The organism is Pedobacter sp. Leaf216 (assembly GCF_001421515.1).
Taxonomy (GTDB): Bacteria; Bacteroidota; Bacteroidia; order Sphingobacteriales; family Sphingobacteriaceae; genus Pedobacter.
Window position 1 is genome coordinate 189,338 of sequence record NZ_LMKM01000003.1, and the last position, 25,824, is coordinate 215,161.

At 35.7% G+C, this 25,824-nt stretch carries 27 protein-coding genes and 2 tRNA genes; 22 read left to right on the forward strand and 7 right to left on the reverse strand.

Annotated elements, in window-relative coordinates; genetic code table 11:
* Window positions 1–27 precede the first annotated feature (27 nt).
* From ASE74_RS02585 to ASE74_RS02635, 11 genes are all read left to right on the forward strand, one after another.
* The gene (locus tag ASE74_RS02585; protein WP_055903706.1) at window positions 28–2,448 is read left to right on the forward strand and encodes an ABC transporter permease; all 2,421 of its coding nucleotides are present in this window, start codon (window positions 28–30) and stop codon (window positions 2,446–2,448) included.
* A gap of 74 nt (window positions 2,449–2,522) precedes the next feature.
* Complete coding sequence (locus ASE74_RS02590; RefSeq protein ID WP_055903709.1) at window positions 2,523–3,206, forward strand: ABC transporter ATP-binding protein; 684 nt, start codon at window positions 2,523–2,525, stop codon at window positions 3,204–3,206.
* 98 nt (window positions 3,207–3,304) lie between these two features.
* On the forward strand, window positions 3,305–4,102 hold the full coding sequence (locus ASE74_RS02595) for an ABC transporter substrate-binding protein (protein WP_055903712.1): 798 nt from the start codon (window positions 3,305–3,307) through the stop codon (window positions 4,100–4,102).
* Window positions 4,103–4,178: 76 nt separating this feature from the next.
* Window positions 4,179–4,481: a hypothetical protein gene (locus ASE74_RS02600; protein WP_055903715.1), complete on the forward strand. Its 303-nt coding sequence runs from the start codon at window positions 4,179–4,181 to the stop codon at window positions 4,479–4,481.
* A 164-nt stretch (window positions 4,482–4,645) separates the two neighbouring features.
* Window positions 4,646–4,727: transfer RNA gene (locus ASE74_RS02605), tRNA-Leu, on the forward strand.
* A 211-nt stretch (window positions 4,728–4,938) separates the two neighbouring features.
* Window positions 4,939–5,020: transfer RNA gene (locus ASE74_RS02610), tRNA-Leu, on the forward strand.
* Between the two features lie 166 nt (window positions 5,021–5,186).
* Window positions 5,187–6,536, forward strand: a complete 1,350-nt coding sequence (gene tig, locus ASE74_RS02615; RefSeq protein WP_055903717.1) for a trigger factor — start codon at window positions 5,187–5,189, stop codon at window positions 6,534–6,536.
* Window positions 6,537–6,605: 69 nt separating this feature from the next.
* A complete protein-coding gene (locus ASE74_RS02620; protein ID WP_055903719.1) occupies window positions 6,606–6,965 on the forward strand; it encodes a four helix bundle protein in 360 nt (119 codons plus the stop codon).
* A 156-nt stretch (window positions 6,966–7,121) separates the two neighbouring features.
* A complete protein-coding gene (gene clpP / locus ASE74_RS02625) occupies window positions 7,122–7,829 on the forward strand; it encodes an ATP-dependent Clp endopeptidase proteolytic subunit ClpP (protein WP_055903722.1) in 708 nt (235 codons plus the stop codon).
* The gene (clpX, locus tag ASE74_RS02630) at window positions 7,783–9,051 is read left to right on the forward strand and encodes an ATP-dependent Clp protease ATP-binding subunit ClpX (RefSeq protein ID WP_369800129.1); all 1,269 of its coding nucleotides are present in this window, start codon (window positions 7,783–7,785) and stop codon (window positions 9,049–9,051) included. Before clpP ends, clpX begins: the two co-directional genes overlap by 47 nt.
* Window positions 9,052–9,143: 92 nt before the next feature.
* The gene (locus ASE74_RS02635; RefSeq protein ID WP_055903993.1) at window positions 9,144–10,007 is read left to right on the forward strand and encodes an AMP nucleosidase; all 864 of its coding nucleotides are present in this window, start codon (window positions 9,144–9,146) and stop codon (window positions 10,005–10,007) included.
* A gap of 798 nt (window positions 10,008–10,805) precedes the next feature.
* Here ASE74_RS02635 and ASE74_RS02645 read toward each other — a convergent pair.
* The gene (locus ASE74_RS02645; protein WP_010601359.1) at window positions 10,806–11,666 is read right to left on the reverse strand and encodes an RNA polymerase sigma factor RpoD/SigA; all 861 of its coding nucleotides are present in this window, start codon (window positions 11,664–11,666) and stop codon (window positions 10,806–10,808) included.
* Window positions 11,667–11,942: 276 nt separating this feature from the next.
* On the opposite strand from ASE74_RS02645, the gene ASE74_RS02650 reads away from it, so the two are divergent.
* From ASE74_RS02650 to ASE74_RS24290, 3 genes are read left to right on the forward strand one after another with little or no spacing between them, the layout of a single operon-like run.
* On the forward strand, window positions 11,943–12,455 hold the full coding sequence (locus ASE74_RS02650) for a hypothetical protein (RefSeq protein WP_055903732.1): 513 nt from the start codon (window positions 11,943–11,945) through the stop codon (window positions 12,453–12,455).
* A 2-nt stretch (window positions 12,456–12,457) separates the two neighbouring features.
* Window positions 12,458–13,051, forward strand: a complete 594-nt coding sequence (locus ASE74_RS02655; RefSeq protein WP_055903735.1) for a hypothetical protein — start codon at window positions 12,458–12,460, stop codon at window positions 13,049–13,051.
* 4 nt (window positions 13,052–13,055) lie between these two features.
* Window positions 13,056–13,262: a helix-turn-helix transcriptional regulator gene (locus ASE74_RS24290; protein WP_082458621.1), complete on the forward strand. Its 207-nt coding sequence runs from the start codon at window positions 13,056–13,058 to the stop codon at window positions 13,260–13,262.
* A 394-nt stretch (window positions 13,263–13,656) separates the two neighbouring features.
* On the opposite strand, the gene sucC is transcribed toward ASE74_RS24290, so the two are convergent.
* From sucC to ASE74_RS02680, 4 genes are all read right to left on the reverse strand, one after another.
* Window positions 13,657–14,856, reverse strand: coding sequence for an ADP-forming succinate--CoA ligase subunit beta (sucC, locus tag ASE74_RS02665; protein ID WP_055903741.1), 1,200 nt, complete (start codon window positions 14,854–14,856; stop codon window positions 13,657–13,659).
* Window positions 14,857–15,020: 164 nt separating this feature from the next.
* Entirely contained in the window at window positions 15,021–15,707 is a 687-nt protein-coding gene (locus ASE74_RS02670; protein ID WP_055903744.1) for a hypothetical protein, read from the reverse strand.
* Between the two features lie 110 nt (window positions 15,708–15,817).
* The gene (locus ASE74_RS02675; RefSeq protein ID WP_055903747.1) at window positions 15,818–16,126 is read right to left on the reverse strand and encodes a hypothetical protein; all 309 of its coding nucleotides are present in this window, start codon (window positions 16,124–16,126) and stop codon (window positions 15,818–15,820) included.
* A 103-nt stretch (window positions 16,127–16,229) separates the two neighbouring features.
* Entirely contained in the window at window positions 16,230–17,795 is a 1,566-nt protein-coding gene (locus ASE74_RS02680; RefSeq protein ID WP_055903750.1) for a DUF4173 domain-containing protein, read from the reverse strand.
* Window positions 17,796–17,969: 174 nt separating this feature from the next.
* Between ASE74_RS02680 and ASE74_RS24650 the strand changes: the two genes are divergently transcribed.
* Window positions 17,970–18,146, forward strand: coding sequence for a hypothetical protein (locus ASE74_RS24650; RefSeq protein WP_157255327.1), 177 nt, complete (start codon window positions 17,970–17,972; stop codon window positions 18,144–18,146).
* A gap of 7 nt (window positions 18,147–18,153) precedes the next feature.
* On the opposite strand, the gene ASE74_RS02690 is transcribed toward ASE74_RS24650, so the two are convergent.
* Together ASE74_RS02690 and ASE74_RS02695 are read right to left on the reverse strand one after the other, a co-directional pair.
* Window positions 18,154–18,450 (reverse strand): transcriptional regulator, encoded by a 297-nt coding sequence (locus tag ASE74_RS02690; protein WP_025142943.1) that lies wholly within the window; start codon window positions 18,448–18,450, stop codon window positions 18,154–18,156.
* A 2-nt stretch (window positions 18,451–18,452) separates the two neighbouring features.
* The gene (locus ASE74_RS02695; protein WP_055903757.1) at window positions 18,453–19,088 is read right to left on the reverse strand and encodes a hypothetical protein; all 636 of its coding nucleotides are present in this window, start codon (window positions 19,086–19,088) and stop codon (window positions 18,453–18,455) included.
* Window positions 19,089–19,346: 258 nt separating this feature from the next.
* On the opposite strand from ASE74_RS02695, the gene ASE74_RS02705 reads away from it, so the two are divergent.
* The 7 genes from ASE74_RS02705 to ASE74_RS02735 all read left to right on the forward strand — a co-directional run bounded on the left by ASE74_RS02705 (window position 19,347) and on the right by ASE74_RS02735 (window position 25,744).
* Window positions 19,347–19,997, forward strand: coding sequence for an ABC transporter ATP-binding protein (locus ASE74_RS02705; protein ID WP_055903763.1), 651 nt, complete (start codon window positions 19,347–19,349; stop codon window positions 19,995–19,997).
* Between the two features lie 91 nt (window positions 19,998–20,088).
* Window positions 20,089–20,568, forward strand: a complete 480-nt coding sequence (locus tag ASE74_RS02710; protein ID WP_055903767.1) for a hypothetical protein — start codon at window positions 20,089–20,091, stop codon at window positions 20,566–20,568.
* On the forward strand, window positions 20,568–21,176 hold the full coding sequence (locus ASE74_RS02715; RefSeq protein WP_055903769.1) for an HAD family hydrolase: 609 nt from the start codon (window positions 20,568–20,570) through the stop codon (window positions 21,174–21,176). Before ASE74_RS02710 ends, ASE74_RS02715 begins: the two co-directional genes overlap by 1 nt.
* 2 nt (window positions 21,177–21,178) lie before the next feature.
* On the forward strand, window positions 21,179–22,669 hold the full coding sequence (locus ASE74_RS02720; RefSeq protein ID WP_055903772.1) for a S41 family peptidase: 1,491 nt from the start codon (window positions 21,179–21,181) through the stop codon (window positions 22,667–22,669).
* A 145-nt stretch (window positions 22,670–22,814) separates the two neighbouring features.
* Window positions 22,815–23,081, forward strand: coding sequence for a hypothetical protein (locus ASE74_RS02725; RefSeq protein WP_055903776.1), 267 nt, complete (start codon window positions 22,815–22,817; stop codon window positions 23,079–23,081).
* Window positions 23,082–23,132: 51 nt separating this feature from the next.
* On the forward strand, window positions 23,133–24,227 hold the full coding sequence (gene dprA, locus ASE74_RS02730) for a DNA-processing protein DprA (protein ID WP_055903779.1): 1,095 nt from the start codon (window positions 23,133–23,135) through the stop codon (window positions 24,225–24,227).
* 155 nt (window positions 24,228–24,382) lie between these two features.
* Window positions 24,383–25,744: a pyridoxal-phosphate dependent enzyme gene (locus ASE74_RS02735; RefSeq protein ID WP_055903782.1), complete on the forward strand. Its 1,362-nt coding sequence runs from the start codon at window positions 24,383–24,385 to the stop codon at window positions 25,742–25,744.
* Window positions 25,745–25,824: the final 80 nt, after the last annotated feature.

Genomic DNA, 25,824 nt, shown 5'->3' on the forward strand with positions numbered 1-25,824 from the left:
GAACGCTTTATGCTCAACCTTAAAAATATGTTCAGATTAAATTTAAAAATCGCCTGGCGAAACCTCTGGAAAAACAAAATCTACGCAGCTATAAATATCGGTGGATTGGCATTGGGTTTAACCGCCTTCCTGTTAATGTTGTTGTATATCAACCACGAAGAGAGTTACGATACATGGTCGTCTGATCTGCAAAATGTTTATCAAATCCGTGAAAAGCATGAGTTTTTCACACCCGATAATAAAGATCACTGGCAAGAGATCAGCAATTCTCGTGTAGCAGGAATTATAAAACAAAATGTGCCGCAATTTACAGCCGTTACAAAGGTAGATTCGGAATGGGGAAATGGCTTTTCGGTTAAGATCGATCATGCCGACCCCATATTAATTAAGGCTATCAAAGATGCTGATACTGCATTTTTTAATGTTTTCCCATACAAATTTATTCAGGGTGATAGAGAAAGAGCTTTAAAGGAACCTAATACAGTTGTTTTAAAGCAAAGCCTGGCCATTAAACTCTATGGAACCGACCATGTACTGGGAAAAGAATTTAAATTGGTGAGATGGCGGGATGATAAAGGCACACCGATGAAGATTACCGGCGTTGTAGCCGATGTAAATACGCCCGAAAGTGTAACCTTTAATGCCATCAGCCATACTGGCGATCAGGATCACGATCCCGATCAGCCGGGAAGTTCCCATTACAACCAGGTATATGCCAAATCTGCAAGCAAAGTAGATACCTTGGCGGCAAATAACAGTTTACAAAAAGTATATATAGATTATAAGAAAAAGTCATTTGCCGAGCAAAACATCAATTTTAAAGACATTTATAAGGATGGAAAAAGGCCAGGCCTTAAAGCAATTGCCCTTAAAGATGTTCATGCCAATCCACCGTTTGCAATTAATTGGTTAACAAAGCTCAAACCAGTAATCGGGATCTCTATTTTTTTACTGCTTGTATCCATTATAAACTTTGTTAATCTTGCAACTGCACAATCAGTACAAAGGGCTAAAGAAGTTGGGGTGCGGAAAGTGCTTGGCTCATATAAAAAACAACTTGTAAGTCAGTTTTTGATAGAATCGGCACTGCAAAGTATAATTTCATTGTTTTTAAGCATTATTTTAATTGAAGTACTTTTGCCTGCATTTAACCACCACTTCAATGTTGAACTGAGTTTTTGGTACAACGATCATTTGCTCATGTTAATGATCCAGCTTGTGGCGCTTTTTGCATTTGTTACACTTCTGGCAGGTTTTTATCCGGCATGGGTATTATCTAATTATAACCCTGTTGCTGTGCTAAAAGGCAATTATGGAAACAGTTTAAAAGGCATGGCTTTGCGTAACGTGCTTGTTGTTTTTCAGTTTATCATTTCGGTAACATTCATCATTGCAATTGGTGTGATGCAGCTGCAGACGAAATACATCAGCAATAAAGATTTAGGCTTTGAGCGCGATCGGTTAATTAATCTTCAAACTGGATACGAGCAAAATTTTGCCGATAAGATAAGACGTATTCCAGGTGTTCAATACGTATCTACAACTACCCAGGTGATGGGAAATGCCTTTAACAACAAAAGTGAAATTATTTATAAGGGCCAAACCTTTAACCTTAACGGGGTAAGCGTTAGCATGGATGCCTTACAAACCCTTGGTGTAAAACTGGTATCAGGAAGATTGTTTGCTAAAGAATATAAACAGGATACCATCAACGCAGTGATTCTTAATGAGGCTGCGGCAAATTTACTGGGCAAAAATATGGTTGGAAAAACCTATAATAAGGTAAATTATGATAACAAAATCATTTCATTTCAAATTGTTGGGGTGATTAAAGATTACCATAACGAAGGCTTTGATAAAACGGTGCTCCCTACAGTTTATAAGGTAACCAAATTAGGTGGTACCTCTAATACAAATAACCTACTGGTACGCTTTGAAACCAAAAATTATAAAGGCATTATTAACAACATTCAAAACGAATGGAGAAAACTCTATCCCGATTTTCCTTTGCATTATCAATCCATGGATGAAGCTTTTTCAAACGTGCTTGAAGAAAATAATCGCTTTATGAATATGATTATCCTCTTCAGTGCGGTTTCAGTTTCATTATCATTACTCGGTTTATTTGCACTTTCTACTTTTATAGCCAAACGCCGTACCAAAGAAATAGCTGTAAGAAAAATTTTGGGTGCATCTAATGTTCAGATTGTAAATTTATTGAATAAGTCATTCTTAATTCTGGTTATTATAGCCAATTTAATCAGCTGGCCCATAGCTTACATTTTAATTAAAAGATGGCTCCAAGGCTTTGCCTATCGGATTGAAATGCCTATTTTTCCTTTTTTGCTTGCAACCGCAGTTTCAATTATAATAGCTGTTTTAACAGTAACCATTCAGGCACGTAAAGCAGCAATAGGCGATCCGGTAAATGCCCTAAAATATGAATAAAACTGCGTGTAGTGCTTCTCTTATGTCGATAAATCGATGCCTTCACTCAACGCATATCACCTAACACACAAAATATGATACAATTAACCAACATCGAAAAATATTACGCCAACAAAGGCATTAAAAATTATGTGCTCCGTTTAGTTACTACAACCATTAAACAGGGAGAGTTTGTTTCCATTATGGGCCCTTCTGGAGCCGGCAAATCTACCTTGCTGAACATTATTGGCATGTTGGAGGAGCCTACTTATGGAACCTACGAATTTTTAGGTGAAAATGTAACCTCGCTGAACGAACGCAAACGCATTGAACTTTACCGTAACCATATCGGTTTTGTATTTCAGGCTTATCATTTAATTGATGAAATGACGGTTTACGAAAATATAGAAGCACCATTGCTGTATAAAAAAGTGGGTAGCTCAGAACGTGCAAGCAGGATTGCAGATCTGCTGGATCGTTTTAATATTGTGGCCAAGAAAGATCTGTTTCCGAACCAGCTTTCTGGCGGACAACAGCAATTAGTAGGTATTGCAAGGGCATTGGCAGCCCAGCCATCCATTATTTTGGCAGATGAGCCTACCGGAAACCTTCAATCTGCACAGGCTGAAGAAATTATGGAACTCTTTAAAAAATTGAATCAGGAAGATGGAATTACCATTATCCAGGTAACACATTCAGAGAAAAATGCACAGTACGGAAACAGGATTCTGCACATTGCCGATGGTGTAGTGAAAGAGGATTTAGCCGTATTAAGTTAGCCCAACATCAAATTTTTTTAGGTAAAGGCAGTGTTGAAATTTAACAATTTCTAGCTGTGTTTACCCATATTTAGCTGTGGTTAAATTACCTTTGCCTCATGCAAAAATCATTCACCGATCAGATGGCGAGGGAAATCACTATTAATTTTCCACCGAAAAGGATTATTTCTATCGTTCCATCACAAACTGAATTGCTGTTTGATTTGGGGTTAGATCAAGAAATTATCGGATTAACCAAGTTTTGCATCCATCCGATAGATAAATTTGCCAAAAGAATTAAAGTAGGAGGTACAAAAAAACTGAATATCGATTTAATCAAAGATTTAAAGCCCGATTTGATTATTGGCAATAAAGAAGAAAACACACAAAGTGATATAGAAGAGCTTGCTGAAGATTTTCCGGTTTGGATGAGTGATATTTTTACTTTGGAAGATGCGATAAAAACCATTGCTGAGGTAGGCGCTTTGGTAGATCGGGAGCCTGAAGCAGCATACCTTAACCATTTAATTTCTGCCGGGTTTAACGACCTTAAAACCCTTGCCCTTCAATACGGTATCGATAAAAAGGTAGCTTACCTCATCTGGCGTAAACCTTACATGGTAGCGGGTAAAAATACATATATCGACGATATTTTACTGATCAATGGAATGACGAATGTAATTAAACAAGACCGTTATCCATCAGTTACACTAGAAGAACTGAAAGCTTTAAACTGCGAATTAATTCTACTGTCATCCGAACCGTATCCCTTTGGCGAAAAACACATGCAAGAAATAAAAGAAGCTATTCCCAACGCCAAAATTATCTTAGTTGATGGTGAGATGTTTAGTTGGTACGGAAGTAGGTTGGTTAAAGCCGTTCAATACTTTTTTGAATTCCAAAAACAACTTTATTAGTTATTGGCAATTATATTTTGGTAATTTGTAGCAAAAGGTTAAATCATCCCGTTAACAGTAAAACAAAATAATATCCATGAAAAAAATATTGACGTTATCCCTGTTTATAGCCGTAATTTCTGGCTGTAGCCCATTGAAAAATGCAAACTCAGGAGCTACTGTAACGGCGAGTGGAACTCTTCAAAAGTTAGGAATGAGTACTTTTCAATATGGTACGCACTTGTTAAAAACAGAAAATAAAACTTACGCTTTAAAAAGTGGGTCTATAAATCTTGATACCTATTTAGATAGAAAGGTAACCATTAAAGGAAGAAAAGTTGTTGGTTATCCGGTTGATGGCGGACCAGAATTGATTGATGTTACACTGGTTAAGTTTTAAGTTGAGATGATAGGGCAAGAGAAGTTGTGGTTAACGATTTTTCTCGCTGATAATGATTTGCGCGGCACTTCCAACTCCAATTAAATTCTGTATTTCATAAAGTAACGCAAAAATTTGATTATTCAATTTAGTTTCTATCTTTGCAATCCTTAAAACATCCTAATGCGGAAGTGGCGTAATTGGTAGCCGCACCAGACTTAGGATCTGGCGCTTCACGGCGTGGGGGTTCGAGTCCCTTCTTCCGCACAAAAACAAAAGCCGTTCTGATTAATTCAGAACGGCTTTTTTATGGTCCTGAGTCATCCTAAATATTGAAAAAGCCTTGGTTATTGAAATTTTTCTGCTTAAAAATTAAACAGTTAGCGGTTTTAGATGGAAATAATCAATAAAATATTGTTATTGCCTTTTGATTATTCAATCTTGTTTCTATCTTTGCAGTCCTTACAACATCCTAACTGCGGAAGTGGCGTAATTGGTAGCCGCACCAGACTTAGGATCTGGCGCTTCACGGCGTGGGGGTTCGAGTCCCTTCTTCCGCACAACAAGATAAAGGCCGTTTCGATTTAAACATCGAAACGGTTTTGTTTTTAAAAACATTGATTAATAAAAATTGATGTGCTGTTTTAATTGAAGTGATATGTTTCGTTTGTCTCATATCTCCATCATCAACTCTAATCGCACATCTCAATATCATATCTCAAAAAAATGAATATTACACAGGAAAAAACCGGCAACTTAAATGCTGTTGTAAAAATCAAAATCGCACCTGCTGATTACTCTGGAAAAGTAGAGAAAGCCATTAAAGATCAAGCTAAAAAAGCACAATTACCTGGTTTCCGTAAAGGAATGGTTCCTGCTGCCCATATTAAAAAAATGTATGGCAAAAGTATCCTGGTAGAAGAGGTTAACAACCTGTTAAACGATACTTTATCAAATTACATTGCTGAACAAAAATTAGAGATTCTAGGTCAGCCACTGCCTAAAATGGATGATGAGCGCGAATTCAAATGGGACAATACTGATGATTTCGAGTTTGATTATGAGTTGGGTTTAGCACCTGCTTTTGATGTAAATGTTTCATCTAAAGATAAATTTACTGAGTACGTGGTTAAAGCTGATCAGGAAACTTTAGAAAGCCGCATTAAAAACATCCGTCGCAGTTATGGTAAAATGACTAACCCTGAAGTTGCTGCCGATGATGATGTTCTTTATGCAGAATTAACCCAGGTTGATGCAGATGGTGCAACTGTTGAAGGTGGTATAACCAGCACTGCAAGTGTTCGTTTAGATCAGATTAAAGATAAAAAAATCCTTAAATCGTTAATCGGTTTAAAGAAAGATGATGAAGTAACTATCGATATTCAAAAAGCATTTGACGATGCTACGGTTATTTCTAAAGCTTTAAATATTTCTGAAGAAGAAACTGCTGAATTGAAAGCAAACTTTAAACTTCATGTAAAAAACGTAAACCGTTTAGAAGAATCGGAATTAAACCAGGAGTTTTTTGATAAAATATTTGGTGAAGGTGTTGTAACTGACGAAGCAGGATTCAGAGCTAAAATAACTGAAGAAGTAGAAAGCATGTTTAAACAAGATGCTGAACGTAAATTATCGAACGATATTTACGAAGCACTTTTAGTAAAACACAACTTCGAATTGCCGGATGAATTTTTACGCCGCTGGTTAAAAGCAACAAATGAAAAATTAACCGACGAAGAACTGGCTGAAGGTTATGATGATTTTGCTAAAAACCTTAAATGGACTTTAATCGAAAATAAAATCATTAAAGATAACGCCATCGATATTAAATATGAGGATGTAGTTCAGGCAGCTAAAGCAAAATTAGATGCACAGTTCAGAATGTACAGCCCAAGTCCACTTCCTGAAGATCAATTGGCTCAATATGCAGTTCAGTTTTTACAGGAAAAAGAAAATGCAAATCGTGTTTTCGAAGAAGTAAAAGCATTAAAAACTTTCGAACAAATCAAATCTATTGTTACTTTAGAACAAAAAGATATTGATTACGATAAGTTTATTGAGTTGGAGAAAAAGTAATTAGCATGGGGCAGGGAGCGAAGAGCTTTTCATGCCTTAATGTATAATCGATTTAAAATCTTATTTTGCATGATGGCAAAATTCAGATTTCAAGACTTGCTAATTTGGCAGAGAGCCATAGTTGTAGGTAATAAATTGATTGATATTTCTGAGAAATTAGAAGAAATAAAAAAGTTTAGATTCGCAGAGCAGCTTCGAGTAGCTGCTCTTAGCGTGTCTAATAACATTGCAGAAGGATCAGGCTCTAATTCTACAGCCGATTTTCGTAGATTCTTAAACTTTGCCCATCGATCGGTTTTTGAAAATGCCAACATTATTTTGGTATTAAATTTAAGATTACTCGTTTCTGACAAGGATTTGGCAGATTTGTTAGAAGATTTGGATATTTTAGCAAGGATGATTTCGAGCTTTTCTAAAAGTTTAAAATAATGGGCGTGCTATATTGTCATAAATTTTGATGTGGTATACTCTTTGTCTAAACCATTACATAATTGAAATATTATTTATATTTTGGTTTTTATTATTCACGTAACGATGGGGAACTGGAGCTTAAAACTCTATGCTCTCTGCTAAAAAACTCACATAATGAACATAGATTCACAAGAATTCAGAAAATTTGCCGTTAAACATCAGGGGATTGGCGGTTTACATGTAGATAAATTTATTGCACAGGCTAATCTGAACCCTCAGAACATGACGCCATATATTATAGAAGAACGCCAGATGAACGTAGCGCAAATGGATGTTTTTTCGAGATTAATGATGGACCGTATTATCTTTTTGGGAGATGCAATTTATGATCAGAATGCAAACATTATTCAGGCTCAGTTATTGTTTTTGCAATCAACAGATGCAGATAGAGACATTCAGATCTACATTAACTCACCAGGCGGTTCAGTATATGCTGGTTTAGGTATTTATGATACTATGCAGTATATCCAGCCGGATGTTGCTACAATTTGTACCGGTATGGCTGCATCAATGGGTGCTGTTTTATTGGTTGCAGGAGCAGAGGGTAAACGTTCTGCCTTACCTCACTCAAGAGTAATGATTCACCAGCCATCAGGAGGTGCACAAGGTGTAGCATCTGATATGGAGATCAACTTAAGAGAAATGTTGAAATTGAAAAAAGAATTATACGATATCATTTCAGAGCACTCTGGTCAAACTTATGATTGGGTAGAGAAAGCATCAGATCGTGATTACTGGATGAGTGCCGAAGAAGCCAAAGGATTTGGTATGATTGATGAAGTGTTATCGAGAAACGCAAGAAAAAATGGCGAAACAAAATAAAGAATCCCGTTGCTCATTCTGCCATTCTGGCAAGCATGAAACTTTAATGTTAATTGAAGGCATGGATGCATTTATCTGCGATAAATGTGTAACCCAGGCCAATCAGTTGCTTGCTCAGGAATTGGGAACCAAAGGGACTAAAAATATTCAGGAGGCGATTAATTTATTAAAGCCTCTTGAAATAAAACAACATATCGATCAGTACGTGATCGGTCAGGATGATGCAAAAAAAGTATTGGCTGTTGCAGTTTATAATCACTACAAACGACTAAATCAAAAAGTTGATAAAGACGAGATTGAGATTGAAAAATCAAATATCATGTTGGTGGGCGAAACCGGAACAGGTAAAACGCTTTTGGCCAAAACCATTGCAAAAATCCTTCATGTGCCTTTTTGTATCTGCGATGCAACTGTTTTAACAGAAGCAGGTTATGTTGGTGAAGATGTTGAAAGTATTTTAACCCGTTTACTTCAGGCTGCCGATTATGATGTTGCTGCCGCAGAACGCGGTATTGTTTACATTGATGAAGTTGATAAAGTGGCGCGTAAAAGTGATAACCCATCTATTACACGTGATGTTTCAGGAGAAGGTGTTCAACAGGCTTTATTGAAGATTTTAGAAGGTACTGTGGTAAATGTTCCACCTCAGGGCGGACGTAAACATCCAGATCAAAAAATGATTCCTGTAAATACAAATAACATATTATTTATTTGTGGAGGGGCATTTGATGGGATTGAGCGTAAAATTGCCAATCGTTTGCGTACACAGGCTGTAGGGTATAGGGTAAAGAAAGATGAGACAGTGTTAGATCTTAAAAATCTTTATAAGTATATTACACCTCAGGATTTGAAATCTTTTGGATTGATTCCGGAATTAATTGGTCGTATACCAGTACTTTCGCATCTTAATCCTTTAGATAAAGAATCTTTAAGAAACATTTTAACTGCGCCTAAAAACTCATTAATTAAACAATATGTTAAGCTTTTCGCTTACGAAGATGTTAAATTGGTTTTTGAGGATGAGGTTTTGGATTTTATTGTTGATAAAGCAATGGAATATAAGCTTGGAGCACGTGGATTAAGATCAATTTGTGAAGCGATTATGTTGGATGCCATGTTTGATACGCCAACACAGACGGATGTCAAGGAATTGCACATTAATCTCGATTATGCGATAGAGAAATTTGAAAAGGCCGACTTTAAAAAGTTGCAGGCCGCATAAAAAATCAAATCCTTCCCGTAATCGGGAGGGATTTTTTGTAATATAGTATTGTTAACGCTATGCGCCATGCGCCAGGCTCTAAACCAAAAAGTATGAATGAAGAAAAAGACGTAAAAAAAGACGAAGAAATAGTAGAAAAAGCTAAAAAAATAAAAGAAGTAGAAAGTCCGGTTAAATCAGGCTTAAAATCCAAAGATGAAATTGTTAAAAACTGGTTGCCACGCTATACAGGCAGGCCGTTAGATCAATTTGGCGATTACATCCTGTTAACGAATTTCAGCAAATATGTATCCATGTTTTCTGAATGGAATGATAATGCCCCTATTATGGGGTTAGATAAGCCGATGCAAAGCGTTACCGCAAATGGAATAACCATTATCAATTTTGGTATGGGGAGTCCTTTAGCAGCTACGATGATGGATCTATTAACTGCAATTAAACCAAAGGCCGTTTTATTTTTGGGTAAATGTGGCGGTTTGAAAAAGAAAAATCAATTGGGTGATTTGATTCTTCCTATTGCGGCCATTAGAGGCGAAGGAACATCAAATGATTATCTTCCGGCTGAAGTGCCTGCATTGCCAGCTTTTGCGCTACAGAAAGCGATTTCTACCACAATACGCGATCACGGAAGAGATTACTGGACTGGTACCTGTTATACTACCAACCGCAGGGTTTGGGAACATGATAAGGAATTTAAAAAATATCTGAAAACTTTGAGGGCTATGGCTGTGGATATGGAAACTGCAACGGTTTTTACCACGGCGTTCGCAAATAAAATCCCTGCAGGTGCATTACTGTTGGTTTCAGATCAACCAATGATCCCAGAGGGTGTTAAAACTGCCGAAAGTGATAGTAGTGTTACCGAAAAATACGTAGAAACACATTTGAGAATTGGTATTGATTCATTAAAGCAATTAATCAATAACGGATTAACGGTTAAACATTTGTTGTTTTAACATAAGAAATCGTCCTCCTGAGTTTATAGCGCAATCGTCCTCCTGAACTCGTTTCAGGATCTTTAACTTGTATTCTAATAGATGCTGAAATAAATTCAGCAGGACGTACGGGGTGGAGCAATTATATTCCTGAACTTCAAGTTTATGACTTCCTGAACTCGTTTCAGGATCTTTAACTTGTGTTTCATTAGAAGCTGAAATAAATTCAGCAGGACGTACGGGGTGGGGCTATGGTATTCCTTAATTTTAAAGAGCAATCGTCTTCCTGAACTCGTTTCGGGATCTTTAACTTTTATTCTAATAGATGCTGAAATAAATTCAGCAGGACGTACGGGGTGGAGGAATCGTCTTCCTTAGTTTAAAAAGCAATCGTCCTCCTGAACTCGTTTCAGGATCTTTAACTTGTATTCTAATAGATGCTGAAATAAATTCAGCAGGTCGCATTGGGTGGGGCAATGGTATTCCTGCGTTTATAGAGCAATCGTCCTCCTGAACTCGTTTCAGGATCTTTAACTGTGTTTCAAAGGATGCTGAAATAAATTCAGCAAGACGCATGGGGTGGGGCAATGGTATTCCTGAGTTTATAAAACAATCGTCCTCCTGAACTCGTTTCAGGATCTTTAACTTGTGTTTCAATAGATGCTGAAATAAATTCAGCAGGAAGTATCGCTGGGGCGATCGTCTTCCTTAGGGAATGTCAAGTTCGCCAATCTACTACCTAAATTTGTTTGAGAATCTTCAAAACAAAAAAAGACCGGCATTTGCCGATCTTTCAATTATTTGTATGATGATAATTACTTATCCTAAATACGATTTTAAAATTTTGCTTCTTGATGTATGACGTAAGCGTTGTAACGCTTTATCTTTAATCTGACGAACACGTTCGCGGGTTAAGTTAAATTTCTCGCCAATTTCTTCTAATGAAAGTGGGTGGTTAGAGCCTAAACCAAAGAATAAAACAATGATTTCTCTTTCCCTTTCAGTTAAAGTAGATAAAGAACGTTTAATTTCTTCTGATAATGACTCATTAATCAACGAGCTATCAGTATTTGGTTCGTGGTTTTCCAATACATCCAATAATGTATTTTCTTCACCTTGAACGAAAGGCGCATCCATCGATACATGTCGACCAGAATTACTCAAAGTATCAGAGATTTTATCTACCGTAGTTTCTAAAATATCTGCAAGTTCTTCTGGAGAAGGCTCACGTTCGTATTCCTGTTCTAATTTAGAGAAAGCCTTACTGATTTTGCTTAATGAACCTACCTGGTTTAAAGGCAAACGTACAATACGGCTTTGTTCTGCAATTGCTTGCAAAATAGATTGACGGATCCACCAAACAGCATAAGAAATGAATTTGAAACCCTTAGTCTCATCAAAACGTTTTGCTGCTTTAATTAAGCCTAAATTACCTTCGTTAATTAAATCTCCTAAGGTTAAACCTTGGTTTTGATATTGTTTTGCAACAGATACAACGAAACGTAGGTTGGTTTTTGTTAACCGCTCTAATGCAGCCTGATCGCCTTCACGGATCTTCCTTGCTAAAATTACTTCCTCTTCTGCTGTTATTAAATCTACTTTACCAATTTCGTGTAGGTATTTATCTAACGACTGACTTTCACGGTTGGTAATGGATTGCGTTATCTTGAGTTGTCTCATTTATACGTTTTGTGTGCTCTTTAATTATTGAAGTGTGCAAAGTTACGAAATTGTATGGCAATCCGAAAGGATAAAATGCTGAAAATGTTACCGTTTGCACATGTTTTTTACACTTTTACTTATAACAAAAATCATTCCAAGAAAGTTTTTGACACATTTGAGGTATGTTGTTGTGTAGTAGCTGTTATTCAATTAATATTTATTGTAAATCAATAAATATATTTTGATTTGTAATAAATAAATTTTTATGTTTGTGGTGCAAATAATTAAATAAATATGACGTTTCTTAAATTTCTCATCTTTAAGCTTAAAAATTCATCTGCCAGTTATTGGAAGATTTTAAGCCTAAGAATTTTTGTCAGATTACTCGGCATGATAACCGTATTTTATTTTTTAGTCTGTTTTGACGCAGACAGAAACAATGGACCAAAATACTGGTATAGTTTAACATCTACATTTTTTTATGCACTATTTTTTGTGTTTTTAGAATGGTATTTAAAAGCTTCTTTAAAACACGATCTGAAAGACAACCTACTTAAATGGCTCAACATTTTAATGTATGTTCCGCTTTGCTTTACATTGATTTTAATTAGCTTAACAGCTAAAAACAACCTGTTTGCCTGGCCTAAAGAAATTATTGAGTATATTATTTATGCCTACACACGGGTGTGGCCGATGGTTTTTATTCCTAATATGAGTTTTATCATAATCACCCTGTTAATTTTTTATGCTTCTGCTATTCTCAAAAGAAATGAGGTGCTAAAACTAGAAAACGATTTAACTATATAATGATGAACAACATTTTAAAAGTTTTTAGATTTGCAGGTTTGAGCTTAATAATTATTTCAATAATATTTATTTCCAACCATTTAATTTCAGCAATCGTTGATTACAATAAAGGATTGATATCAGTTCACTTAGTAAAGAAAAATGTACCAAAAGATGTACAGGTGATTGATGGAGCAATGTTTACCAATAGTCACATTGGTTCATATGAATTTAAACCAACATTATTGCAGTCTATACTTTTGTCTAACGATGGAATTGTTGATAATGGCTCCAATGCAGTGTTTTACCTGATATTAGGGTCGATTATTACTATGCTCGCCTACCTAAAACCAAAATGGCTCGAAAACTTAACTGAAAATAGGTTATGGCAGTTTGTTGGCGCAGGATCTGTTTTGTTTTTCGCTTTAAAGTTTTTAACAAAGTTTCTTGTTGATAATTGTGTTGATGATTTAACACATCATGCATTCAAATATTATTATTCAAACATTGGAGATGTTAATTTGAATGTAATGTCAATTGTAGCGGTACTGACTGTAGTTTATGAGCTGCTCTCGTATTCAAGAAAGTTGAAACAAGAAAATGATTTAACGATATAAACTCATGCCCATAATTATAAATTTAGATGTAATGCTTGCCCGTCGTAAAATGTCGCTTACCGAATTAAGTGATCGGGTAGGCATCACCATGTCTAATTTATCAATATTGAAAACAGGGAAGGCGAAAGCCATCCGGTTGGAAACATTAGAGGCTATCTGCAAAGTGTTGGATTGTCAGCCAGGTGATATTTTAGAATTTCGTGCAGAGTAAACCTCGCAGGTTTCAAAAACCTGCGAGGTTTGATCGGGTTCAGAGGAACCACGAACCCATGTTAAATAAACCTGATAGAACGAAAAGCCCGCAACCCGATTTTTCATCGGGTGAGGACTTGAAGAGATAGCAGGAGAGGAGGCCGCCATAATAACAGAACCACTAATTTTCAAAATAATATTGACTACCTTATACACATTAGTACGTTTTAGTGAAATGGCTATTAAATTTTAACCTATCAGGTTTTGGGTAATGATTAGGTTAAAAAATACCCCCGGCTTGCGGACACCCTCCCCTCTAAAAAAATGGGAATAAAAAAAACCTTCCAGTTTTCACCGAAAGGTTTTAAAATGTGATTGCTTTGAGCTTTAGTTTTTCAACTTTGAGCCTAAGTTTATGCTTGTTCAGCCAATACTTTGGTTACTAAATCAGCAGCTTCTTTTAAAGCGATTGCTGAGTAAACCTGTAAGCCAGATTCATCGATTAGTTTTTTAGCTTCTTCAGCATTTGTACCTTGTAAACGGCAAATAATTGGCACTGGTATATTACCGATTTCTTTATATGCATCAATTACACCTTGCGCAACGCGGTCGCAACGAACAATACCACCGAAAATGTTAATTAAGATTGCTTTAACGTTAGGGTCTTTTAAAATGATATTGAAAGCCGCTTTAACAGTTTGAGCGTTTGCAGTTCCGCCTACGTCTAAAAAGTTAGCAGGCTCACCACCAGCCAATTTAATAATATCCATGGTAGCCATTGCTAAACCAGCACCGTTAACCATACAACCAACGTTACCATCAAGGTTAACAAAGTTAAGGTTAGAAGCACTTGCTTCAACTTCCATTGGATCTTCTTCCGTTACATCACGCATTGCTGCATAATCAGCATGACGGAATAATGCGTTTTCATCTAAATTCACTTTAGCATCAACAGCAATTACTTTATCATCAGAAGTTTTTAATACCGGGTTAATTTCGAACATTGAAGAATCGGTAGCTTCGTATGCTTTGTATAAAGCAGTTACAAATTTAACCATTTCTTTATGTGCAGCTCCGCTAACACCTAAGTTAAAAGCTACTTTACGAGCCTGGAAACCTTGTAAGCCAACTTTAGGATCAATTTCTTCTTTGAAAATTAAGTGTGGAGTGTGCTCAGCAACTTCTTCGATATCCATACCACCTTCGGTACTGTACATAATAATGTTACGGCCCTTTGCACGGTCTAACAATACTGAAATGTAGAATTCTTTGGTTTCAGAAGCACCTGGATAATAAACATCCTGAGCAACTAAAATTTTACTCACCAATTTACCTTCCGGTCCGGTTTGAGGAGTAACCAATTGCATGCCGATAATATCGGTTGCACGTTGTTTAACTTCTTCAAGGTTTTTGGCTAATTTAACACCACCACCTTTACCGCGACCACCAGCGTGGATTTGCGCCTTAATAACAACCCAATCAGAATTGTAATCTATTTTCAGTTGCTTAGCAGCCTCAACAGCTTGCTCGGGAGTATCGGCAACTATTCCTTCTTGAACGTTAACACCGAAACTTTTTAATATTTGTTTACCCTGGTATTCGTGAATATTCATTTGCTACAAAATTTGCCCAAAGCTACAATTTCAAACCCTTTAAACAAATAGCAATTGCCGATTTTTTCAGAAAATGAACGTTTTATGTTAATCGTTAAAAGCGGTGTGGTGCATAAATTAATAAATGTAGTTTAACCTTAATAAAAGCATCACGCCTAAAAGCCTTATAACACTCTTTTTGCTAAATTTTCAATTTCTTCTTTAAAATTCTGATCAAAAACACTTTTAAGCACACCCGTTTTTAAGTTGTATGTAAAATATTCAATTTCATCCTTTTCATTAAACTCCTTGTCCTTATTGGTGTCCTTTATCAGATCCATTAATATTAAATCATGTTTGTCATCTATTTTCCAACTATACAGATCGTAATTATTTGGAGAAATCCGGATAAATGATTTTCCGTCCAAAGTAGAGAGGTAAAGTTTATTAGGATCTTTGTCTGTTAGCTTTTTATTGCCATCATAATCCAAATCGGTGATGGTATAGTAGATAAACTGGTCGGATAAAGTATTTTGATTATTTTTTGCATGACCAATATCAAAGGAATTGATAATAACTTTTTCTTTAGTCAATAATTCACTTTTACCGGAAATAACATTGTGAAAGATGAGGTTCCAGTAGTTGGAATTTACGTCTCTTTTATAACTTTCATAATCCCCACCATTAAGCCTTAATGGATATATTATAATATCTGTTTTACCAATAATGATTGGGGAATCATATTGAATTTTTGGCTGACTTTTAGTTTCGATGTTACTTTTTTCATCTGTTGATATGCTTTTGGCTTCCTCTGTACAAGATGATGCCAGTAAGGTAAAACATAATACTGTAATTGAGATTGCTTTTTTCATTGTCGTTAATTTTGATTAGGCTGAAATATAGCCGATAAGTATTTATTATTTTTAAGTTGCGGATGCCAGGTCGTATCACGCAGTACATTAGGACCTATCCTAAAAACAGGTTAACTCCCGGCAAAAGGTGTTCCGAAGATACCAACAGCCAATTCTGCCCACACAAGGAATAAGGCTAATAAAATTACAACAAGTACTATAGTTCTTAAAGTGCCTGTTTTTAGATTCCTGATTACCAATTCAATAGCAAGTCCGGTGCTGAACAACAAAATTCCTGCAATTAAGAAATCGGAGAATGTCCATACTCCTTCCTTGGTGAACTGCATTGCAATAAGTGGAATGGCTAGTAAAAATACGATTATACTCAAAATGATAATAATTCTGAATTTACTTGTACTAAGTGATGTTTGATTTTTCATGATTTTATATTTTATTATTATTTTAATAAATACTTTAGGTTCCCCGATGCAGTTCGCACCAGGGAGCTAAATGATTGAGAGGTTAACTTTATATTGAATATAATTACTTATTCAACCCAAAATATTCTGCAGCATTCCAATCTGGTAAATTCCACGATAACCAGCCTACGCTTTCATATCGTTCTTTAAAATAACCAATACGTTCGTCTAGTTTATTTTTATAAAAATCTGCAGTTCCCGGTTTTGCAATTTCTCTTTCATAAAGCCTTTTCGAAGGTTCATAATGTAATTTTGAGCGGTTTTTATCTAAAATAGGCAAAGTTTTATCTGAGAGTGAAAGCAAATAATCGGCGTCTAAACCCACCTGGGCACTTTTGGCTAAATTATATTTTACAATAAATACATCCCAGTTAACAAGACTAAAAACCAGCAATAAAACGAACCAGATATGGCCATTTATTTTAAATAAATAAAATAAGGTTCGCTGTTTGGCTACTTTTAAATAAACTGTTGCTAAACCAATGATACAAAGAATGGCAAAAACCAGTACGCCAATTCTTTTGTGGGTTAAGCCATGAAATTCGATATAATAACCATCGCGGATAAAAACAGAAATAATAAGAATAAAATTTTGAACCATCCAGGTAATGGCCAAAGTTTTAAGTGTTTTACTTTTGCTGTAGAAGTTTAAGTTGCCACGGAAAAAATATAAAATCACCGCCATAGCCAATATAATGCTAAAAATTAATGCATTGGTACCATCATGAAGGTCGGAAGAGAAATTACCGGCAGGTTTATAGCCAAACCATAGTGTAGAAATGTCGATTAAATTAACGCTGAGCAAGAGTACGTTTAGTGAAATAAATGAAATAAAACCGATCACATACTCCGTTTTTAAAGCCATCTTTTTGGTAATAATTTGACTTGTAAAGGTATGAGCAACTTCATACCAGATGCTTTTCGGTTTCTGACTTCGCCTTATCCGTAAAAGTTGTTCATTACAGCTGGCCTCCAGTTTTTCGATACTTTTATTATAAAAAGTGATTATTAAACCTGCAGTTACCAATATACCCAGGCAGAAATGAAAGAAACGGGGCAGGCTTAAATCCTTAAATATAAACCCGAAGATATTATTGAAAAAATTAGAAATATTGGTAAGTAGCAGATCCATGTAATGTGCAAAAACTTCGTTTGCACCGCTGTAAATAGCTGTAAATACAATAAGAATAATTATTGGAAGTATGATGTATTTAATCGGCCTGAAAACGGGCTTCAAATTAAATTTCCCAATATTAACGTCCGACAGTCTTTTAATTAAACTTGCAGGAACAGTTACCATTTGCACAATAGTTGCCAAAACTGCAATATAAATGGTTTTTACGGCCGGGTAGTGTGCATAGCCAATAAACAGCATTAAACTAACATAATAGCTTACAGCGGTTAGTGCAGAATTATTTACCACTACCAAAACGGCTGCAAGTAAATGTGCCAGTGCATACATTTTAAACTTTGTGCTTTTAATTAACTCTTGATTAAAAATGGTAACTGTAATAATAAAAACACTATAAATCAATTGGTTTAACGCTAACCATTGATCCCAAAAAATGTAGCTAAAGAGAAGTCCGCCAATTAAGGTAGAAATTAGCAAGAGGTTGGATTTATTTTTCATGTTTAAGAATTGAAATAACTTACAATGAGTATATAGAATATGACTAAGGGAATATTTAACAGCATGATAATCATGGTTGCTACAATTTTTCTCCAATGATTTTGTTGTCTGAAACACTCAAGGAGGAGAACAAGGAAGAATAGTCCATTTATGGCGGCTGCAAAATATATGTAGATGAAGCCAACTAACACCAGTTCGCTAACCCTTAATGCAAAATATGCTAATAGTATAATGGTGCCAATTGCGGCAGAAAGTACGGCCATCCATTTGCCGGTTTCAATAAGTAAAGGCCGTTTTATTTCCTTATTTTCCATTTTTAAAAGTGCTTTGAGTTTCAAAGTAAATAGTTAAAAAAAAATTATAGTTTCTTGATCATTTTTTCAAGTGCATCCAAATGTGCTTTAAAGGCTTGTTTGCCTAATGCTGTAATAGAATAGGTAGTGCTTGTTTTTCTACCGATAAAACCTTTATGCACTTTAATAAATTCGGCCTGCTCCAAAGTATTCAGGTGTGAGGCCAGGTTACCATCTGTTAGCTCTAGCATCTGTTTAAGGTCGTTGAAGCCAATTTCATTATTAACCACCAACATAGACATTACGCCCAACCTGATCCGGCTATCGAATATTTTATTTAAATCTGCTATCGGGTTTTTCATCCTTACTGACCTCTCTCATATTTAAAATACATTAAAAGACCATAAACAATGTGCAAAACACCAAAACCGAAAGCCCAGAAAATTAAGCCATAACCTACAAAAAACATGCAGATTAATCCGAGGATAACCTCACAAAAACCCAGGTAGCGGATATCACTATAGGTAAATTTACTGGCGTTGATGAGTGATAACCCATAAAAAATCAAACAGCTGGGTGCAATAATACTATAAGTGTTGGGGTGATTGATCAAAAGCGCAATAATAAACAGGCCACCAGCCACCAAAGGTATCATGAGGTTGAACAGGAGTGATTTTGAAGTTTTATCCCAGATTGGAAGATTATTTTTTTGACTTTTCCTGTAAGTAAACAAAATCCCACCGGCCAAAGCAATAATCAGTACAAAAATACCAAGTTTTACCAGGTTAAATTCAAGATCCATTTCTCCATCAACACCATAACCGTAACCACGCTTATTTATGTATTTGTTGATTTCATCGTTGGCAAAATAAGCTCCAATTAGTGCAATAACCCCAGCAAAAACACCAGATAAGCCACTCAAAGAGATAAATCTCGACGACCTATCCATCATTTGTCTGATATCTTTTAAGGCATTTAATTGTTCTTCTTGATTACTCATTTTGAAAGTGCTTTGTTTTTCAAAGTTAAATAGAAATTTGTTATTTCCAAATCTTTTTAAATTTAAATTGGTTGATGCTAACGGTTGGATGGCTTATGATGATGAAGTTCAAACATTGGAATTAGATAATCAATCTTTGATACATTATTTTCTATTGAACTTTTGCCCAGTGAACGAAATAAGCTATGAACCAATTAACCAATGAACTAATGACCAACGATCCATTGAACTAACCAACCATTTTACTAAATTTGAAGCATGCTAAAAGCCACGGGAATAAGAAAATCGTACGGAAATCTACAAATCTTAAAAGGTGTAAATTTTGAAGTGCAAAAAGGGGAGATTGTAAGTATAATAGGTCCATCGGGTGCTGGTAAAAGTACTTTATTACATATTTTAGGCACTTTGGATAAACCTGATGATGGTACTGTAGAATTAAAAGGAACGGTAATCAATAAATTGAGTGGCGATTTGTTGAGTGCTTTCCGCAATCAGAATATCGGTTTCGTATTCCAGTTCCACCATCTTTTGCCCGAATTTAGCGCGATTGAAAATATTTGCATCCCGGCATTTATTGCGAAAACAAATAAAAAACAGGCAGAAACAAGGGCACTCGAATTATTGGATTTATTTGGATTGAAAGATAGGGCTCAACACAAACCCAATCAGCTATCAGGTGGAGAACAGCAGCGTGTGGCAATTGCAAGAGCACTGATCAATAATCCTTCGATTATTTTGGCTGATGAACCTTCTGGTAACCTCGATTCTGAAAATGCTGCCGGCTTACACCAGTTGTTTGTAACCTTGCGTGATAATTTCCACCAAACGTTTGTTATTGTTACGCACAATGAACACCTGGCTAAAACAAGCGATAGGGTGGTGAGCATGAAAGATGGACTAATTGTATAGGATTAAAGGATTCTAAAAGGTTTTCTGGCATTCATTAATTTCTCATTCAATCATTCAAAATTAAGTCATTTACTCACTCAATCATTAAATCTTGAAAATACTGATAACAGGCGGAAATAATGCCAAAGCTTTAAAGTTGATGAAAGCATTTCCGAGCCATTTTGTTTTGCTGGCAGATTATGGTGATGTACCAGGCATAATAACAGAAAACTATGCTTTTTCATCGCTCGGTTTATTAAATAAAGACAGTATAGCACATATTTTACTTAACTTTTGCATTACAGAAGCAATAGATTGTATTATCCCGCTGCATGATTATGAAGTTGAACCTTTGGCTAAATCTTCAGTATTGTTTAGCGAATATGGTATTCAGGTTTTGCTTCCTGATGCTGATTTAATTGCAGGTTATATCACTGAGGAAAAAGTAAACTATCAAAATTTTGCGGTTTACATTCATGGCGACTGCATTTTCTCCAGTGAAAGCAATTCGGTGGCCAATAAATTACCTTCAACCTTTAATGGGGTATTTGGTTACAACAATAACAATGAACTAAAACTTTTTACAATTTAATGAACGCATACGAATACGTTAAAGACAAGCAGATTGTAATTTTTGAATTAGACAATGTGCTTTTTCCTGAAAAAGATTATTTGCTCCAGGTATATTACCTTTTTGCACAGTTTATAGAGTATACTGAACAAAAAGGGGCGCAGCCTATAATTGAATTTATGCGGGCTGAGTATGAAAATACAGGAGCAGACAAACTTTTTGAAAAAACGGCAAAGCAATTCGGGATTGATCATAAATACCTACATAATTTCGATCTTTTGCATCAAAATGCACGCTTACCATTAAAGCTATTGCTCTACAAAAATATACTTGAGTTTATGCAGGAACTTGTGGTAGACCGTAAGCAGATATTTATTGTAACAGCCGGAAATCCGGAACAACAGCTGAATAAAATCAAGCAAACCGAGTGGAATGGATTAGAACAATACCTTACTGTTTTCTTTGCTGAAGAATTAGATCAGCCTAAAGCAGAAATTTTTCAGAACATACTAAACAACAATAATTTATCATACGATAAAGCGTTAGTTGTTGGTGCAAATAATTTTGATGAGCAACAATCTAAATCAATTAATTTGCCGTATATTGAGTCACTAGAAATTTACAAATAAATATGCTTAGAAAATTCATTACGCAAAATGCTTTCATAGGTGCTTTACTTTTAGTTATTGGTTTTACAACATCATGTAAAAAATCCAATAACGGTGGCGATGCCAATGGAGTGGAGCAGGGTGCTTCCGGAACAAGGGCAGAATTAACCAAAGATTCAATTTACCTCTACGCCCAACAAACCTATTATTGGAATGTTGGCATGCCTAGTTATGCATCTTTCAACCCAAGGCAGTATGCATCAAATAATGCGGTTTTATCGGCAATAAAATTATTACCGAGCACTGGAGGAAAGGATAAATATTCTTTTATTGATGATGGTAGCGTAGCAACTCAACTTGGCGGGGCAGGTGAGGATTATGGTTTTTCAGCCAATTTTGATCTCTCTGATCTTTTGCGTGTGAAATATGTTTATCCGGGCTCTCCTGCAGATGTTCAAGGTTTAAAAAGAGGATACCAGATTACTAAAGTTAACGGAGGTGGAACTTCAAGATCAAGCAGTACCGATATTGCTAACTTAAATGCTTCAATATTTGGAGATAATCCTTCTATTTCTCTCACGGTTAAAAAAATGGATGGAAGTTCACAGGACATTGTAATTAACCGGGCCAACTACAATATTAATCCTATTTTATACACCAATACTTATACAATAGGTGCAAAAAAGGTAGGTTATATCGTATTTAACAGTTTTACCACCAATGCAGTTCCTGCTTTGGATGCCGCTTTTGCAAAATTTACTGCAGATGGTGTAACCGAACTTGTTGTCGATTTAAGGTATAACGGTGGTGGTTCGGTAGCTACGTCCGAAGCCTTTACAAATCTGATCGCACCGCCATCACAAAATGGAAAAATAATGTATACTACCTATTGGACCAAAACCATGCAGGATGGGGCAGCAACGATTTTACAAAACCAGAAATTTTACGGTAAAGATACCCAGGGCAATACACGTCTTTTTTCTTTGTTTGATTATTCTTATAAACCAACAATAGCAGCCGAAAATCAGGAACTTTTTAAAAAACGTGGTGCATTGAATGGCTTAACAAGAGTATATTTTATAGTAACCGGAGGTACAGCTTCTGCCAGTGAGCTGTTAATTAATAATTTAAAACCTGTAATGGATGTTAAATTGATTGGTAAAACAACATATGGTAAGCCTGTTGGATTTTTCTCTATAAGAATCGATAAAAACGATCTGTACATCCCACAGTTCCAAACCAAAAATCAACTTGATCAAGGTGATTACTTTTCGGGTATGACAGTTGATAAAGATGTAACGGATGATTTAAGCAGAGATTTTGGAGACCCGGAAGAAAGAATGTTGGCCCAGGCTTTATATTATTCATCAAACAATAATTTTATGGCTTTAGCCAAAGATAATGCATTAAGTAGCACCAGTGGAGTCTCAAAAATTGCAACAGACAATGCAAACGAAAAGTTAAACCATGAATTTAAGGGAATGGTTGAAACTAGAAAGCTGAAATTAAAGTAATTAATAATAAATAAGTTATTTAGGCCGGTTTTGTATTTCAAAATCGGCCTTTTTTTAATAATTATTACAAAAATTGAATAAATACTGTTGTTTATTTTCTAAAATTTTGATAAGCTTGTTTAACATTAATCGTTAAAGAGATACCATGCCAATAGAAATTGTAGAAAAGGAACATATAAGCTATTTAAATATTATCAATTCAAAAGAAGATCATTCCAGTGAATTAAAAACCAAACTAGAAGAAGCCCAACGCCTCGGTAACGAATTTAAATCCAAAGCCGTAATTACATTCAACACAACAATTGGCCCTAAGCGTGTTGATACTACAGTTTGGGCAGTTACGGAGAAATATATACAACTAAAAAATAACATTCACATTCCATTAAAAAGTTTAATCGATATTGATTTTTAAGCTTGCTTTAAGGAAATAAATCATCCCGCATTTATTTAACCTTATTAAAATATGAGCACGCTCCATAAAATTGCCTTAACATTTATTAAATCTATTGGACCGGTAACGGCCAAAAACCTTCTTGCATATTGTGGAAGTGCCGAAAATGTATTTTCGGCATCAAAGAAGCAGTTGCTGGAAATTCCAGGTATTGGAGAGAAAACAATAGCAGCAATTAACGGAACAAATGCCCTCGAAAGAGCTAGGCAGGAATTGGATTTTGTTGAAAAACACGGCATAGATGTTTTATTCTTCTCTGATGAAAAATATCCGAAACGATTAAAAAACTGTTTCGATTCTCCCATCTTGCTTTACGCCAAAGGTACTGCAGATTTGAATCATCAACGCATTGTGAGTATCGTTGGAACAAGAAATGCAACAACTTACGGCAAAAATCTGTGTAAAGAGTTATGCGAAGTTTTAGCTCCTTACAACGTAGTAATTACAAGTGGCCTTGCTTACGGGATCGATATTACTGCCCATAAAGAATGTTTGGCAAATCAGATTCCAACAGTTGGCGTACTTGGGCATGGCCTTGACCGTTTATACCCTAAAATTCATAAAAGTATTTCACAAAAAATGGTTTTAAATGGTGGTTTGCTTACTGAGTTTCCGATATTAACTAACCCAGACCGGCAGAATTTTCCACAAAGAAACCGGATCATTGCAGGAATTGCCGACGCAACCATTGTAGTAGAGGCTTCGATAAAAGGTGGGGCACTAATTACAGCCGAAATAGCCAATTCTTACAATAAAGATGTTTATGCTTTTCCTGGACGAACAAACGATGTTTTTTCTGAAGGTTGTAATTTTCTGATTAAAACAAATCGGGCAGGCTTAATAAATAACGCCAATGATCTGATTTATTATTTGGGTTGGGATGATGAAGTGAAAGAGAAAAAAAGAGTGGCCCAAACTACATTGCAACTTAGTTTAACGCCAAACGAACAAAAAGTTGTTGAAGCTATGCAAAATGGTCAGCTTTCAATTGATGAACTTAGCATTCAACTAAATATTCAGCAGAGTAAGCTTGCAATCGTGATCCTGACTTTAGAAATGCAGGGCATAATTGTTTCTTTGCCGGGTAAAATTTATAAGCTTGCATAACGTAAGGAATTGCCATTCGCCCAATAATCAATCTATAATGCCTATCATTATTATAGATTATGTAATTAAATTCTATAAATTTTTGATTTTCGAAATTATGTTTCAAATAAATATTAGTTTGTAAAATACTTAATGCCTTTGCTTAATTTTGTATCATGTGGTACAATAATATTTTAGAAACTATTGGCAATACGCCTTTAGTTAAATTAAATACGATAACGAAAGGCGTTCCCGGAACAATTCTGGCAAAAATAGAGACTACCAATCCAGGTAACTCAATTAAAGACCGTATGGCGGTTAAAATGATTGAAGATGCTGAAAAAAGTGGTAAGCTTAAGCCAGGAGGAACAATTATCGAAGGAACATCAGGAAATACAGGGATGGGTTTAGCTATGGCGGCCATTATAAAGGGTTACAAATGTATTTTCACCACAACTGATAAACAATCAAAAGAAAAGGTTGATGCCTTGCGTGCCTTTGGTGCAGAGGTAATTGTATGCCCAACCAATGTGGAGCCTGAAGATCCCCGTTCTTACTATTCGGTTTCTTCGCGATTGGAGCGTGAGGTGCCAAATTCATGGAAACCCAATCAATACGATAATCTGGCTAATTCTCAAGCACATTATGAGCAAACCGGACCTGAAATTTGGGCGCAAACTGAAGGGAAAATAACCCATTTGGTTGTTGGTGTGGGTACAGGTGGAACCATTTCCGGAACGGGAAAATATTTAAAGGAAAAAAATCCTAATATCAAAATCTGGGGAATTGATACTTATGGGTCGGTTTTCAAGAAATATAAAGAAACTGGAATATTCGATAAGGATGAAATTTATCCTTACATCACAGAAGGTATTGGAGAAGATTTTCTTCCGGCAAACGTTAATTTTGATGTGATTGACTTATTTGAAAAAGTTACCGATAAAGATGCTGCTTTAATGACACGTGATATTGCCCGCAAAGAAGGTATTTTTGTAGGTAACTCTGCCGGTGCAGCAATTGGTGGTTTGATTCAATTAAAAGATAAACTAAAACCTGAAGATGTTGTTGTCGTAATCTTTCATGACCATGGAAGTCGCTATATGGGAAAAATGTACAATGAAGATTGGTTACGTGAGCGAGGATTTTTACAAGATGAAAAATTAACGGCTAAATCTATCCTTGCTAAGAAAGAAAGTACGGAGATTGTAACCTTAGATGCTCAAAAATCTGTATTGGAAGCAATTAATACGATTAAATCGATGAATATTTCTCAAATTCCGGTTACTCAACAAGGAATGATTGTGGGAAAAATTGCGGAAAGCGATATTTTAAGCGCATTGTTGGAAAATCCAGGATTAAAATCTGCACCAATTTCAGAAATTATGACAGCCACTTTCCCTTTTGTTGATTTAAATACTTCAATTGACAAAATTTCGTCTCTGATTAACAAGGAAAATTCAGCTGTTTTAGTAGAAGATGAAACCGGCAAGATTGAGATTATTACCCAGTATGATATTATTAATGCGATATCGGGGTAAGAGAGAAGACGTGAGATGTGAGACGTGAGATGTGAGATGTGAGATGGAAAGTGGATTAAGTCGAGCGATCGTCTTCCTGA